At 60.7% G+C, this 14,113-nt stretch carries 13 protein-coding genes and 1 pseudogene; 5 read left to right on the top strand and 9 right to left on the bottom strand.

Features of this window, described 5'->3' with window-relative positions; all coding sequences use genetic code 11:
- The 4 genes and pseudogenes from CMI59_RS09510 to CMI59_RS09495 all read right to left on the bottom strand — a co-directional run.
- A pseudogene (locus CMI59_RS09510) lies at positions 1–550 on the bottom strand (sodium:proline symporter); the annotation flags it as partial.
- Positions 547–669, bottom strand: coding sequence for a hypothetical protein (locus CMI59_RS09505; RefSeq protein ID WP_293327715.1), 123 nt, complete (start codon positions 667–669; stop codon positions 547–549). The gene CMI59_RS09505 and the pseudogene CMI59_RS09510, both read right to left, overlap by 4 nt.
- A 46-nt stretch (positions 670–715) precedes the next feature.
- Positions 716–901: a hypothetical protein gene (locus tag CMI59_RS09500; protein WP_293327712.1), complete on the bottom strand. Its 186-nt coding sequence runs from the start codon at positions 899–901 to the stop codon at positions 716–718.
- 111 nt (positions 902–1,012) lie between these two features.
- On the bottom strand, positions 1,013–1,792 hold the full coding sequence (locus CMI59_RS09495) for a glucose 1-dehydrogenase (protein WP_293327710.1): 780 nt from the start codon (positions 1,790–1,792) through the stop codon (positions 1,013–1,015).
- A 158-nt stretch (positions 1,793–1,950) separates the two neighbouring features.
- Here CMI59_RS09495 and CMI59_RS09490 point away from each other — a divergent pair, with 158 nt between their 5' ends.
- The gene (locus CMI59_RS09490) at positions 1,951–2,607 is read left to right on the top strand and encodes a DsbA family oxidoreductase (RefSeq protein WP_293327708.1); all 657 of its coding nucleotides are present in this window, start codon (positions 1,951–1,953) and stop codon (positions 2,605–2,607) included.
- Between the two features lie 4 nt (positions 2,608–2,611).
- Here CMI59_RS09490 and mfd read toward each other — a convergent pair whose 3' ends face one another.
- Together mfd and CMI59_RS09480 are read right to left on the bottom strand one after the other, a co-directional pair.
- Positions 2,612–6,118 carry a transcription-repair coupling factor gene (gene mfd, locus CMI59_RS09485; protein ID WP_293327706.1) on the bottom strand — a complete coding sequence of 1,169 codons (3,507 nt, stop codon included), beginning with the start codon at positions 6,116–6,118 and terminating at the stop codon, positions 2,612–2,614.
- Positions 6,119–6,149: 31 nt separating this feature from the next.
- Positions 6,150–6,446, bottom strand: a complete 297-nt coding sequence (locus tag CMI59_RS09480; RefSeq protein WP_293327703.1) for a succinate dehydrogenase assembly factor 2 — start codon at positions 6,444–6,446, stop codon at positions 6,150–6,152.
- A gap of 108 nt (positions 6,447–6,554) precedes the next feature.
- Here CMI59_RS09480 and CMI59_RS09475 point away from each other — a divergent pair, with 108 nt between their 5' ends.
- A complete protein-coding gene (locus CMI59_RS09475) occupies positions 6,555–7,436 on the top strand; it encodes an alpha/beta hydrolase (RefSeq protein WP_293327700.1) in 882 nt (293 codons plus the stop codon).
- On the top strand, positions 7,433–9,517 hold the full coding sequence (gene recG / locus CMI59_RS09470; protein WP_293327697.1) for an ATP-dependent DNA helicase RecG: 2,085 nt from the start codon (positions 7,433–7,435) through the stop codon (positions 9,515–9,517). Before CMI59_RS09475 ends, recG begins: the two co-directional genes overlap by 4 nt.
- On the opposite strand, the gene CMI59_RS09465 is transcribed toward recG, so the two are convergent.
- The 3 genes from CMI59_RS09465 to CMI59_RS09455 form a co-directional block, all read right to left on the bottom strand.
- Entirely contained in the window at positions 9,514–9,693 is a 180-nt protein-coding gene (locus CMI59_RS09465; protein ID WP_293327695.1) for a rubredoxin, read from the bottom strand. The genes recG and CMI59_RS09465 overlap by 4 nt on opposite strands.
- A 13-nt stretch (positions 9,694–9,706) precedes the next feature.
- Entirely contained in the window at positions 9,707–10,981 is a 1,275-nt protein-coding gene (locus CMI59_RS09460) for a cytochrome P450 (RefSeq protein WP_293327692.1), read from the bottom strand.
- A gap of 189 nt (positions 10,982–11,170) precedes the next feature.
- Positions 11,171–11,908 (bottom strand): DUF502 domain-containing protein, encoded by a 738-nt coding sequence (locus tag CMI59_RS09455; protein ID WP_293327689.1) that lies wholly within the window; start codon positions 11,906–11,908, stop codon positions 11,171–11,173.
- Positions 11,909–12,064: 156 nt separating this feature from the next.
- Here CMI59_RS09455 and CMI59_RS09450 point away from each other — a divergent pair, with 156 nt between their 5' ends.
- Both CMI59_RS09450 and CMI59_RS09445 read left to right on the top strand, forming a co-directional pair.
- Entirely contained in the window at positions 12,065–13,096 is a 1,032-nt protein-coding gene (locus CMI59_RS09450; protein ID WP_293327686.1) for a hypothetical protein, read from the top strand.
- Between the two features lies 1 nt (position 13,097).
- Positions 13,098–14,105: a phosphotransferase family protein gene (locus CMI59_RS09445; protein ID WP_293327683.1), complete on the top strand. Its 1,008-nt coding sequence runs from the start codon at positions 13,098–13,100 to the stop codon at positions 14,103–14,105.
- The last annotated feature ends 8 nt before the right edge of the window (positions 14,106–14,113 follow it).

The raw sequence follows: 14,113 nt of genomic DNA, 5'->3' as shown, positions 1-14,113 counted from the left end.
TGAAGCCACCGATAAACGTGTAGGACACGATGGCGTCGGAGCCGATCAGCAGCGCCGGAAAATATCCCAGCCCGAACGTCTCCTGAAACAGGATCGCACCGCTCACAAGACCGGCGGAGGTGTAGATCGTGAAGAAGGTCAGGATTACGACCGCCGATGCGACCCTGAGCACCCGGCTTTCATCGCCGAAGCGGTTTTCGAAATAGTCGGGAATGGTGAGCGCGTCGCCGGCCTGTTCCGTATATCGCCTCAGGCGCCGTGCGACGAACCGCCAATTGGCCAGCGCACCGAATGAGAGCCCGAGGGCTATCCAGACCTGATTGAGCCCTGAGGCGTATAGCGCGCCGGGCAGGCCGAGCATCAGCCAGCCGCTCATATCCGACGCGCCTGCCGACAATGCGGTCACCGCGGCCCCGAGGCTTCGTCCGCCGAGAATGTAGTCGGAGAGGTTCTTCGTCAGCCGGTAAGCGGCCATGCCGACACCCAGCATCGCGAGGAGGTAGAGAACCAATGCGATGATGGCGGGAGTTCCGACAGCGCTATCCGTCATTGCTTGTCCCCGCCCCTGTCGGAGCGCCGCCTGTCATGCAGATGCGCAAGCGACAGCGCGACCGCTGCGAACGGCAGCAGCAGCACGATCCAGCTTGAAAGCGCTATTTCCCCAATCATGGAGCAACAGTGAGGGAGAGTCGCAAGCTATGTCCAGCCTGCGCTTTCAATACCCTTCCGCCGAAAGCGGCAGGGGAATTTGGGCACTCGACTCATTTTGCTGATCGAGAAATTGGTCGCATGCGGTCACGAACTTACGCCCGAAACCGAGAAATGCTTGTCCGGCATCCAGTTCGTACGTCCAGGTGCAGGCCATAAAGCCCAGCACAAACCCAAAAATCAGCTTTTCCATAACGAGCAGCCGTTCCAATCGGTGAATTGCCACCAATTTAGGCAGTCTACTGCGTTAACTTAAATCAAGTCTTAACGACCTTTTTCCGGACTACTCCGTAATTACACCTATTTAGAGGGATTGGCCGTCATCGACGGTAAACAGCGCCCCTGTAATGAAGCGCGAATGATCCGAAGCCAGCAGCAAAAGCGTGCCGTCCAGGTCCTCTTCCAGCCCAAGGCGCTTGCGGGGCCAGCGCCGGATCTGCTTTTGACCGCCCTCGGAGGCGAACCAGTCGGCGTTCAGCTCCGTCTCGATGAAGCCGGGGCACATGGCGTTCACATTGATGTTGTGGCGCGCCCATTCCTTGCCGAGCGACTTTGTCATCATCCCGACGGCGGCTTTTGTCATGCAGTAGATGGTGAGGCCCGGCAGCACCGTATGGGCGCCGATCGAAGCGATATTGATAATGCGCCCGCCCTGCCCGCGCGCAATCATGCTGCGGCCCGCAGCCTGCGCCATGAAGAAGGCGCCGCGCACATTGGTGTCGAACATGGTGTCGAAACCATCCGGTGTCACATCGGCCGGCAGCGCTTCCACATTCATCCCCGCATTGTTCACGAGGATGTCGATGGAACCGAGTTCGGTTTCCGTTTTTTCAATGCAGGCTGCGATGCTGTCGGTATCGGTGACGTCGAGCGCAATCGAGGCCGCCTTGCCCCCCATCGCCTCGATTTCCTTCTGCAACTCGGCAAGACGCTCCACGCGCCGCCCCGTAATGGCGACCTTGGCCCCCGCCTTGGCGAGAATCAGGGCGAAGCGCTTTCCCAACCCGCTGGTCGCTCCGGTGACGAGCGCCACCTTGCCGGTCAGATCGTAGGAAGGCAGTGAGAGTTCCCCTGCGTCAGCCATGCAACACTCCCTATCATGCTGATTTAACGTCGTTTTCCAGTTTGGCGGAGCATAGGGCCGCCGTCATGGGCGTCAAGCCGGGGCGCCGGCCCTTGCGAAGCCGCGCCCGCGCCTTTCTAATTCCTTCAACGTCATTTGGAACCTTCGGGAGACGAGCCATGCAACTTGATGTCGTATCGGATGTGGTCTGCCCCTGGTGCTATATTGGAAAGAAGCGGCTGGACACTGCGCTGGAGATGCGCGGACAGGACGGCATCACGCTGCTTCACCGCCCTTTCCAGCTCGATGCGTCCATTCCTGCCGAAGGCGTCGACCGCAAGGCCTATATGGAAAAGAAATTCGGGCCCGACCGCGCCCGAAATCTCGGCAACACCATTCGTGAGGCCGGCGAAGCAGCGGGCATCACTTTCAATTTCGACAGGATCGAACGCTCGCCGAATACGCTGGACTGTCATCGTCTGATCCGCTGGGCCGGAACGGCCGGCGTGCAGGGCCGGATGGTCGACACTCTTTTCCGCCGTTATTTCGTCGATGGCGAGGATGTGGGACGGCATGACGTGCTGGTGGACGCCGCCGACGAGGTGGGTATGGACACCGCGATCGTCGGCGATCTTCTCTCACGCGATGCGGATAAGGAGCTTGTCCGCCGCGAGGATGCCCTGGCGCGCGAAATGGGCATTCAGGGAGTGCCCACCTTCGTCATCAATTCTCAGTGGATCATGGTCGGCGCACAGGAGCCTGAAACGCTGATACGCATGTTCGACAAGCTGATCGCCAAAGAGAGAGCGGAAGCGGAAGAAAAGGCGGACGCCTGACGCCTCAAGCGGCCGCCACGCCCTCTTCTGCCATCTCGGCCAGGCTCTTCATGAGCCGGAACGTGCCTTGAAGGCGCTCTTCCGGTGTTTCCCAGTCGCGCTTGAAAACGAGTTTGTGGTCGGGCCGGAGTTTTGCCTTGCCGCGTTCGTCGTTGATCAGTTCCACCAGCGCACCCGGATTGGGGAACGTGTTTTCGCGGAAGGTCAGCACGACGCCCTTCGGTCCGGCGTCGATCTTTTCCGCGTTCGCACTGCGGCAGAACCCTTTGATCTCAATGATCTTGAGCAGGAATTCCACTTCCTTGGGCAACGGACCGAAACGGTCGATGAGTTCCGCTCCCAGGCTGTCCACCTCCGCGCGGCTTTCGACATCGGAAAGGCGTCGGTAGAGCGCCATGCGCGCATTGAGGTCGGGTACATAGTGTTCCGGAATAAGGACGGGCGTGCCGAGATTGATCTGCGGAGACCACTGACCTTCCTCGTCGTCTTCCGTTCCGCCACCACGCATGGAGGCCACCGCCTCTTCCAGCATTTCCTGATAGAGCTCGTAGCCGACTTCCTTGATGTGCCCGGACTGTTCGTCGCCGAGCAGATTACCGGCGCCGCGAATGTCGAGATCGTGACTTGCAAGGGTGAAGCCCGCCCCGAGGGAATCGAGCGATTGCAGCACACGCAGGCGTTTCTCCGCCGTTGCCGTCAGGGTCCGGTTGGGCGGCACGGTGATATAGGCATAGGCACGGGCCTTGGACCTGCCGACGCGGCCACGCAGCTGGTAAAGCTGCGCCAGACCGAACATATCCCCGCGATGAACCACCAGCGTATTTGCGGTCGGAATGTCGAGGCCGGATTCAACAATCGTCGTGGCCAGCAGAATGTCGTATTTGCCGTCGTAGAAGGCAGACATGCGGTCTTCGATTTCACCGGGGGCCATCTGGCCATGCGCGGAGATGAATTTCACCTCCGGTACATACTCCCGAAGAAATTCCTCCGCTTCCGCCAGATCGGAAATGCGAGGCACGACATAGAAGCTCTGGCCACCGCGATAATGTTCGCGTAGCAGCGCCTCGCGGATCACCACCGGATCGAACGGCGTCACATAGGTCCGCACGGCCAACCTGTCCACGGGCGGGGTAGCGATCAGCGAAAGTTCGCGCACGCCGGAAAGCGCAAGCTGGAGCGTTCGTGGAATGGGCGTCGCCGTCAGCGTCAGAACATGCACTTCCGCGCGCAGCTTCTTCAGGCGTTCCTTGTGACCGACGCCGAAATGCTGTTCCTCGTCTACGATCACCAGTCCCAGATTGCGGAACTTGACCTGCTTGCCCAGAAGCGCATGCGTGCCGACAACGATATCGATATCGCCATTGGCCAGCCCTTCTTTCGTTTCGGAAAGCTCCTTCTGGGAAACAAGACGCGACATCTGCCGGACATTCAGCGGCAGGCCTTGGAAACGCTCCATGAATGTCTTGAAGTGCTGACGCGCGAGCAACGTCGTCGGCACCACGACGGCAACCTGATAGCCCGCCATGGCCGCGACAAAAGCGGTGCGCAGCGCGACTTCCGTTTTCCCGAAGCCGACATCGCCGCAAATGAGGCGGTCCATCGGACGTCCTCTTGCGAGATCCTCCAGAACGGCCTCGATGGCTTGTTCCTGATCGTCCGTCTCGGTAAAGGGAAAGCGTGCGCAGAATTCATCATAGGCGCCGGGGGCCGGTTCCATCACCGCGGCCTTCTTGAGTTCGCGCGCCGCGGCGATCTTGATGAGCTCGCCGGCCATTTCGCGAATGCGCTCGCGCAATTTCGCCTTGCGCGACTGCCATCCCGTCCCGCCCAGCCGGTCGAGCTGGGTGGTGGTGTCGTCGCTGCCATAACGTGACAAGAGCTCGATGTTCTCGACCGGAAGATAGAGCTTGTCGCCGCCATGATAGACGAGCAGCAGGCAATCATGCGGCGCGCCCATCACTTCCACGGTCTGCAGACGCTCGAAGCGACCGATGCCGTGATCGACATGCACAACAAGATCACCGGGCGCGAGACTGGACGCCTCCGTCAGGAAGTTTTCGGCTCGCCGCTTCTTGCGATGGCGCACCAGCCGGTCGCCCAGCACGTCCTGCTCGGAAATGACGGCAAGGTCGTCGGTCTCGAACCCCGCTTCCAGACCGAGAACAATTAGCGAAACCGTCGCCTTGTTAACACTGTGAACATCGGTCCAGCTATCGGCGGGGAGAACATTCCGGATACCGTGATCGCCGAGAACATTCTCCAGCCTGTCGCGCGAGCCTTCGCTCCAGCTGGCGATGGCGATCCGCTTGCCGGATTTCCGCAACCCCTGAATATGCCCGCCCAGCACCTCGAAAATATTCACGCCGTCCTGCGCGCGCTCCGGGGCGAAACTGCGTCCTTGCCGGGCGCCGAGATTGAGCGCGGCTATGCCCTCATGCTCGGGAACGCTGAAGGGTGAAAACACACGAGTGCGTCGCGCTTCGAGAATGCCGTTCCACTCATCCCCGGTCAGATAAAGCGCTTCCGGTGCCAACGGCTTGTAACTGGGGACATCGATGGTCTTCACCTGACGGGCGGAGATGCGCGCATCGTAGTAATCCTGGATAAGCTCCAGTCGGGACGTCCGGGCCTCATCCGCCAGCGCATCGAGCGTCACCAGCGCATCGGGGATAAAATCGAAAAGCGTCTCGAGCTTTTCATGGAACAGCGGCAGCCAGTGCTCCATCCCCTGATATTTGCGCCCTTCGCTGACGGCCTCGTAAAGGGGGTCCCCATCGGTCGCCGACCCGAATGTTTTCACATAGGCGGCGCGGAAACGGCGGATCACTTCTTTCTCAAGCTGAACCTCGCCCGCGGGCACCAATTCTATAGCTGTATCTTGCCCGGTTGTGCGCTGGCTCTCAGGATCGAAGGTCCGGATCGCATCCAGCGTGTCGCCGAACATATCCAGCCGGACCGGCGCCTCGAAGCCCGGTGGAAAGACATCGAGAATGCCGCCGCGAACTGCGAATTCCCCGCTCTCGCGGACCGTGCCGGTGCGGATATAGCCATTGTCGGCGAGGTATACCGCCAGCGCATCCATATCGATGCGGTTGCCGACATGCGCCGCCCAGGCCGTTCCCTGCACATTGTCGCGCGCGGGCACGCGCTGAAGCGCGGCATTGACGGTCGCCAGCACCACCACCGGGCGCCCGTCCGCCTTGCCGGAAGCAAGACGCGACAGCGTCGCCATCCGACGGCTCACAATGTCGGGATGGGGCGAAACGCGGTCATAGGGAAGACAGTCCCAGGCTGGAAACTGCTCGACATCGATATCCGGCGCGAAATAGGTCAGCGCCTCCGCCATGGCCGACAGGCGTGCATCGTCCCGGGCGATGTGCAGGAGCGGTCCCTCGCCTGCGGCCGCACGGGCACGTGCCAGATCGACCAGTACCAGCGCGTCGAAGCCTTCCGGGACCTCGCCGAGCGTCAGGCGGCCCGGGGCGGTTCGAATTTTGTCCAGTTCCTGCAAAATCGGCTCTCGGATAGCGGATGTGGCGGGATCAGCGCCACATCTTCTCTTCCATATGCTTCAGCGAGCGAATGCGAGCGAAGAGCGGCGTGTCATGTTCGGCGGGCGTCTTGTCGCGCCCTGTGATCCAGTTGTAAAGCTCGCCGTCCGGCAGCTCGATGAGTTCCTCGTAGAGGTCCAGCTCTTCCGGCGAGAGCTTTTCCAGCTCGGTATCGGCGAAATGACCGAGGATCAGGTCCATTTCCTTCATGCCACGATGCCATGAACGAAATTTGAGCCGCCGGCGGCGGGTTTCAAGGTCTTCGGGCGCGGCATCGCTCATCGTCATCTCCTATCGGTTCAACGCGAGGATATAGACCTCTCAAGCCCGTCTGTCAGCCTCGCGGGGGCGAAGGGAGAGGGTTAGAATAGCCCCATGATTCCGCGGATGCCGAAAATGGATCAAATGAACCCGAAAACGGCCATGAGCCTGCGTTTGAGGAACGGCCGGCAACTGGGATATGCCGAGGGCGGCGATCCTGGAGGGGCGCCCGTGCTCTATTTTCACGGATTTCCCGGATCACGGCTGGAAGCCACGCTTTTTCCGGTCCCGGGAGTCCGTCTGATCGGCATTGATCGGCCGGGCTACGGCCTCAGCTCGCCCGACCGCCATCGACGTCTGGTCGATTGGGTGGACGATATTGCCGAGTTCGCGGACCGGATGGAGCCGCCGCGCTTCGGCGTCATCGGCCTCTCCGGCGGCGCTCCCTATGGCGCCATGATCGCTCATGCCCTTGGCGAACGTGTGAGCGCCCTGGCGCTGGTCTGCGGCCTAGGACCGCCCGACGCGCCGGGCATGACGGCGGGCCGGCTCAAACTGCTTGGGAGCGTCGGCCAGAGCCGCCTTGCCCGCTTCGGCCTGTCGCAGCTTGCGCGACGCCTGATCCATTCCGACCGCGCCATGACGCGGCTGAAGCGGGTACGGGACCGGATGCCGCGCGCGGGCGCCGATATCGACCTAATGCGAGGCGGACTTGAAAACGCCATGCTGGCGAACTGGCGCGAAGGGCTTTCCCGCTCCTCCCTCGGCATGTCCACCGATGCGCGGATCTATGGCGAGGATTGGCCCTTCGATCCGTCCGTGATCGCAGTCCCGACGACCGTCTGGCATGGCCGGGCCGACACCATCGTTCCCGTTTCCATAGGCGAGTTCTATGCGAAAGCGATGCCCGAGGCGGAGGTGCATTTTCCGGAAAACGAGGGACATTTCTCCGTGGTGGTGAACGGTCTTGAACATATCGCCGCTTTCCTCGCCCGGCATGCGGAAGACGCGGCATGAGACCGGAAATCCTCTTCCCCCTTTTTGCGCCTGCCCGCTCTCTGCCCGGCATCGGCCCCCGTATGGAAAAGCTGGTCGAAAAACTGGCGGGTCCCAATGTCGTCGACCTGCTCTGGCACCTTCCATCCGGTCTGATCGACCGGCGCGAGCGGCCGAAGATCAATGAAACCAGAGACGGCGAAATCGCTACGATGGAAGTGACGATCGGCCTGCATGTGCCGGCGCGGCGGAAAGGCTTGCCCTATCGCATCCATATCCATGACGAAACCGGCGAGATGCAACTCGTCTTTTTTAATCCACGTGCCGATTGTCTCGCCAGGACATTTCCCGAAGGCGCAAAGCGCATCATTTCCGGTCGCATAGATTTCTATCAGGGCGAGCCGCAAATGACGCATCCCGATCATGTCGTAGCGCCGGAGGAAATCGACAAGCTGCCGCTGCTGGAAGCGACTTATCCCCTGACGGCCGGGCTGCCGCAGAAATCGATCCAGAAAGCCATCTCAGGTGCATTGGAGCGCGTGCCGGAGCTGACGGAATGGCAGGATGCAGGCTGGCTTGCAAAGAACAGCTATCCGGCATGGCACGACGCCGTAACGCACGCCCATCATCCTCAATCGCTGGCCGACCTGAAACCGGAGGCCCCGGCGAGGGAGAGGCTCGCATTCGACGAATTCCTGTCGAACCAACTGGCGCTGGGGTTGGTGCGGTTACGGATGAAAAAGCTGCCGGGACGCGAGATTGAGGGAAACGGCCGTCTGCGCAAAAAGGTCGTCACCGCCCTTCCCTTCGCGCTCACCGGCGCGCAGTCGCGCGCATTGCGTGAGATAGACGACGACATGCATAGCTCGCACAGAATGTTGCGTCTGTTGCAGGGCGATGTCGGCAGCGGCAAGACGGTCGTTGCGTTGCTCGCCATGCTCAATGCGGTCGAGGCCGGATATCAGGCGGCGATGATGGCGCCGACGGAAATTCTCGCACGACAACACTATGCCGCATTGGAGCCGCTTTGCGCGGAGGCAGGGGTAAGGATCGCGCTCCTCACCGGACGAGACAAGGGCCGCCAGCGGGCGGAAATATTGCGGGACGCGGCCACGGGAGAACTGGACATTCTCGTCGGCACGCATTCCCTCTTCCAGGCGGATGTTGCCTTCCACGCGCTGGCGCTGGCCGTGGTCGATGAGCAGCATCGTTTCGGGGTGCATCAGCGGATGGAACTCTCCAGCAAGGGCGGCAAGGGAACCGACGTGCTGGTGATGACCGCGACCCCTATTCCGCGCACGCTGACGCTGACCGCGTATGGCGACATGGAAGTCTCGAAGCTCGACGAGAAACCGCCGGGCCGAAAACCCGTCGACACGCGCGCCATGCCGCTTGAGAAGCTGGACGATGTGGTGACCGCCATGCGCCGCGCGCTCAAGGCGGGCGTACAGGTCTATTGGGTCTGCCCGTTGGTGGAGGAAAGCGACGAGGTCGACGCCGCTGCGGCCGAGGAACGATACAAACATCTTCACGGTATTTTCGGAGAAAGCGTGGCGCTCATCCATGGCCGCATGAAGCCCGCCGAGAAGGACGCGGTCATGATGCGTTTCGAAAAGGGAGAGGCGCGCATTCTTGTGGCGACAACCGTCATCGAAGTCGGCGTCAACGTGCCCAATGCGACAGTGATGGTCATCGAACACGCCGAACGCTTCGGTCTGGCGCAGCTTCATCAGCTGCGCGGGCGTGTCGGGCGCGGCGCGGACAAATCCACCTGTCTCCTGCTCTATGCGTCGTCTCTGGGCGAAACGGCGGCGGCGCGCATACGTATCATGCGTGAAACCGAAGACGGTTTCCGGATCGCCGAAGAGGACTTACGGCTGCGCGGCGCAGGTGAACTGCTCGGAACGCGCCAAAGCGGGTTGCCGGAGTTCCGGATCGCCGATGCGGAGAGCCAGAGTGAATTGCTGGCCGCCGCCTATGATGATGCAAGGATGATCCTCGAGCGGGACCCGGAACTGGAAACGGAGCGCGGTAAGGCGCTCCGTATCCTTCTCTATCTATTCGAACGGGACGAAGCCATCCGTTATCTGAGGTCGGGTTAAAGCTCGACCATTTCGAAATCGGACTTGGGCGTCCCGCACATCGGGCAGACCCAGTCTTCGGGTATATCGGCCCAGCGTGTGCCCGGTTTCAGACCTTCATCCGGATCGCCCTCGGCTTCGTCATAGATGTAGCCGCAAGTCTGGCATTGCCACACCTTGAATTCGGTTTCCGCCATGATCGCGCTCCAATCAGTTCATCTTGTAGCGGATGGGAACATGCTTCGGTCCGCAGACGAAATTCGACTGGCTGAGCTGGGCCGAGCCGTTGAGTTCCAGGGATTCCAGTCGCGGCAGCAATTCCTCCCACAGGATACGCATTTCCATCTTGCCGAGATGCTGTCCAAGGCAGACATGCGCTCCATAGCCAAACGCGACATGCTTGTTGGGCGAGCGATCGACCTTGAAGGAGAACGGGTCGTCGAACACATCCTCGTCGCGATTGCCCGAAGGATAGGAAAGCATCATCCAGTCGCCCTTGGCAATCTTCTGTCCCGCCACTTCGGCATCCGCCGTGGCGGTGCGCATGAAATGCTTCACCGGCGTGGCCCAGCGGATCGACTCGTCCAGATAGCTCGGAATGAGCGACGGATCCTTCTTCAACATGGCAAACTGGTCGGGATTCTCGGCCAGCGCCCAAAGGCCCGATGCCGTCGTGTTCGAGGTCGTGTCATGGCCGGCCGTGGCGACGATGATGTAGTAGGACATCGCCTCCAGCTCGCCCAGCGGCCCGCCATGCACCTGGCCGTTGGCGATGACGGAGGCTGCGTCGTCGCGCGGATGAGCGCGGCGATCCTTCGTCATTTCCGAGAAATAGGCAATGAACTCGCCGACTGTCTCCTGCAGCGCGAGAACGCGCTGCTCGTCGGTCATCTGCTGCTCGCCCGTACGCGATAGCTCGGGATCGGCCGCGCCGAAAAGCTCCTGGGTGAGCTTCAGCATCATCGGCTCGTCTTCTTCCGGCACGCCCAGAATTTCCATGATGACATGCAGCGGATAGAGAAACGCGATGTCGCTTGCAAAATCGCATTCGCCGCCCTTCTCCGCCATCTTGTCGACGGCGTTGCGGGCGATCTCGCGAATACGCGCTTCGAGCTTCTTCAGGTTCTGCGGCATGAACCAGGACTGGGTGAGCTTGCGGTAGGCGATATGATCCGGATTGTCCATCTGCACGAGCGAACGCACCAGATGAGGCGAGCCGCCCATCATCTCGCGGACCTTGCGGTCCCCTTCCTTGGTGACGAGCGTGGTGGCGCGGTCGCCATTGTGAAAAAGCTCGTTCTGACCTTCGACCGTGCGGATGTCGTTATACTTGGTGACAACCCAGAACGGATCGAAGCCTTCCGGCTCGGCAACGGCCAACGGCATTTCGCGGCGGAGATATGCGAAGGCGTCGTCCACCGGCTTGTTCTCGCCATAGGCCTTGGGGTCGATAATCGTCTCGGCGATTTCCTGGGGGATTTTCATCCTGTTCTCCCGACTGTTTATGCGCACTGCCATGCGCTTTTTTTATCCGCCAAGTTTGGCTTACCCGAACCTAGGGAAGAAAGTGCCAAGGTGTCGCGGATGACGTGGCGTAAAGCAGCTGGAATTTTTGTTTTCCATGTGCGCCGCTACGACACCCTTACGCAGCGTCAGGTCCGCAGGCGCGACGGATCATTCCGGCAAGGGAGTATTCGAATCCTCGGCAACACCGTGCGGCGGTTCGACCAGACCGGCGGAAATGATCATTTTTGCGCCCTCCTCTATCGACATATCGAGAATGGTGATGTCGTCAACGGGCACGAAAAGAAGGAACCCGGAAGTCGGATTTGGCGTAGTCGGTACAAAGACGCTGACCAGCTCATGGCCTGTCCGGGTCGCGATCTCGTGTTTCGTCCGTGTCGTGATGAAGCAGATCGAATAGATGCCTTTCCGGGGATACTCGATCAGGCCGACCTCCCGGAAGGATTGATTGCTCTGCGAAATGACGGTCTCGAAAATCTGCTTGAGAGCGCCATAGATGCTTCGCACCACGGGCATTCGCGATACGAGCCGTTCGCCCGCGTTCAGTATCGTCCGCCCGATGAAATTCGCCGTAATGGCGCCCAGCAGCGTGAGCAACACGAATGCGATAATCAGGCCGAGGCCCGGGATTTCAACGGGAAGGAAATTGTCGGGCCTGTAGGGGGCCGGAATGAGCGGCGTGAACCAGTTGTCCACCAGGTCGATGAACCACGTCGTAATGTAGATCGTCAGGCCAATCGGCGCGGCAACAACGATACCGGTCAGGAAGTAGTTTCTGATCCGGGTGGGAATGCCGTGCTTCTTGGGCGGCAGGATCAGTGGTTCGCCCGGACCGTGCTCGGATTCTTCCGGATTCGAGGTGTCGTTGTCGGTCTTTTTCGCAGTCATTTCGGTGGCCGCACTTTCATTTGCGGCTCTTGACGCCGCGTCTCGCTGGGGTTCCTCAATTGTAACCAAGCAGCCCTTTCCTGTCAGAATTATGCGTTCCAAGATAGGCCCAGCAAAATTCAAACAACGGTGCCGCAAGGCCCCTGGGAGGACCCGATGAGCAACGCGATAAAGGGCACGAAGACCCGCCTCGCCCCGGAGGATGAATATCCGCACGCGCCGGATTCCGCCTCAAATTACAATGAAAGTATGTATTTCAATGTGTTCGATCCGGAGCGCCGGATCGGCGGCTGGTTCAGGCTCGGCAACCGCCCGAATGAACGCTACGCCGAGATGACCATATGTCTCTATCTGCCGGGCGGACGGGTTGCCTTCATGTACAAGAAACCCGAAATCACTTCGAATGACGAGATGAACGCCGGTGGGCTGCGCATCGATGTGGTTGAGCCGTTCAAGCATCTGAAGCTGAACTACACCGGCAAGGCGCTTCTGCTGGACCGGCCCGACGAGATGGCCGACCCCAAAAAGGCCTTCACCGAAAACCCCACCGTGCCCTGCACCGTTTCCCTCGATTTCAAGGGCGTCTCGCCCATGTTCGGTGGCGAGGTGGTAAAGGAAGACGGATCGCCCCTCGACCTCGACCCGGAGAAATCCTTCGCCAAGGCTCACTACGAGCAGCATATGGCGGCCGAGGGAAAATTCACGCTGGGCGACGAGAGCTTCGAGATTTCCGGCTTTGGGCTTCGCGATAAGAGCTGGGGCCCGCGTCATTGGCAGGCCATTCACTGGTATCGCTGGTTGCCGATGAATTTCGGCCCCGACTTCGCGATGATGATCTCCATCGTGACCAATGAGGAAGGTCAGCAACGCCAGGGCGGAATGGTGCTCAAGAATGGCGAATACGACCTCATCCGGAAATGCAGCATCGACAGCGAATGGGACGACGACTGGTATCAGACATCACTGAAGGCTCACGTCGAAACGGAGTCCGGCGCAAAATACGATGTCGAGGGCGACGTGATTTCCCTCATCCCGCTGCGCAACAGGCGCAAGGCGCCCGATGGAACCGATCTCAATACCCGCATCACCGAAGGCATGACAGAGTACCGATGCAACGGGATAACCGGCTTGGGCATGTCGGAATATCTCGACCAGATCGTCGACGGCAAACCTGTGAGCGTGGCTTGAGATGAGCGGAACGGATAACGAATTTGCCGCTTCGCTCTCCGAAGCGGTTAGACAGCATATCGAAGACGCCACGGGCATTGACGGTCTCCAGCGCCTCTCGGGCGGCGCGAGCCAGGAGACCTGGGCCTTCGATGCAACCACCTCGAAGGGGGCGCCTGTTCCCCTGATCCTGCGCCGTGCACCGGGCGGAACGCGGGCCGAAAAGACGACGGCCGTAGCACTCGAAACGGAAGCCGTGCTGATCGAACTGGCGGAAGAAGCAGGTATCCCCGTCCCGAAAGTACGTCACGTCCTCACGCCGGAAGATGGCGTGGGACAAGGCTTCATCATGAACCGGCTGACCGGCGAGACCATTGCCCGCAAGATTCTTCGGGACGAGGAATATGCCGAGACGCGGCCCAAACTTGCCCGCCAATGCGGCGAAATCCTCGCGCGGCTGCATCGCATCGATAAAGAGCGGCTACCTGCCCTGCGCACGGCGGACGCCAAGGAGGAAATCAGGCAGTACCACGCCGCCCTGCGTGACCATGGCCATCCCCATCCCGTTTTCGAGCTGGCCTTCCGCTGGCTCGAAGACAATCTGCCCGCCGGGGATACCGGGCTGACGCTCGTCCATGGGGACTTCCGGAATGGCAATCTGATGATTGGAGCGGACGGGGTTCGCGGCGTGCTCGACTGGGAACTCGCCCATGTCGGAGACCCGATGGAGGATCTGGGCTGGATCTGCGTAAATTCCTGGCGGTTCGGCAATATCGACCAGCCCGTGGGAGGCTTCGGAGTGCGCGAGGACATGTTCGCCGGCTACGAGGCCGTGAGCGGCCAACCGGTGGACCCGGAACGGGTTAAGTTCTGGGAGGTCCTGGGCACGCTTAAATGGGGCATCATGTGCACCGGCATGGTGGCGGCCTTCAAGAGCGGCCTCGACCCGTCCGTGGAACGCGCCACGATTGGCCGCCGCTCGTCCGAAACAGAGATTGACCTGCTGCGCCTTCTGGCGCCACGAATCTGAGGAGAACG

The sequence above is a fragment of the Parvibaculum sp. genome (assembly GCF_002684405.1).
Lineage (GTDB): Bacteria > Pseudomonadota > Alphaproteobacteria > Parvibaculales > Parvibaculaceae > Parvibaculum.
This window is presented reverse-complemented; position numbering and strand designations above follow the sequence as displayed.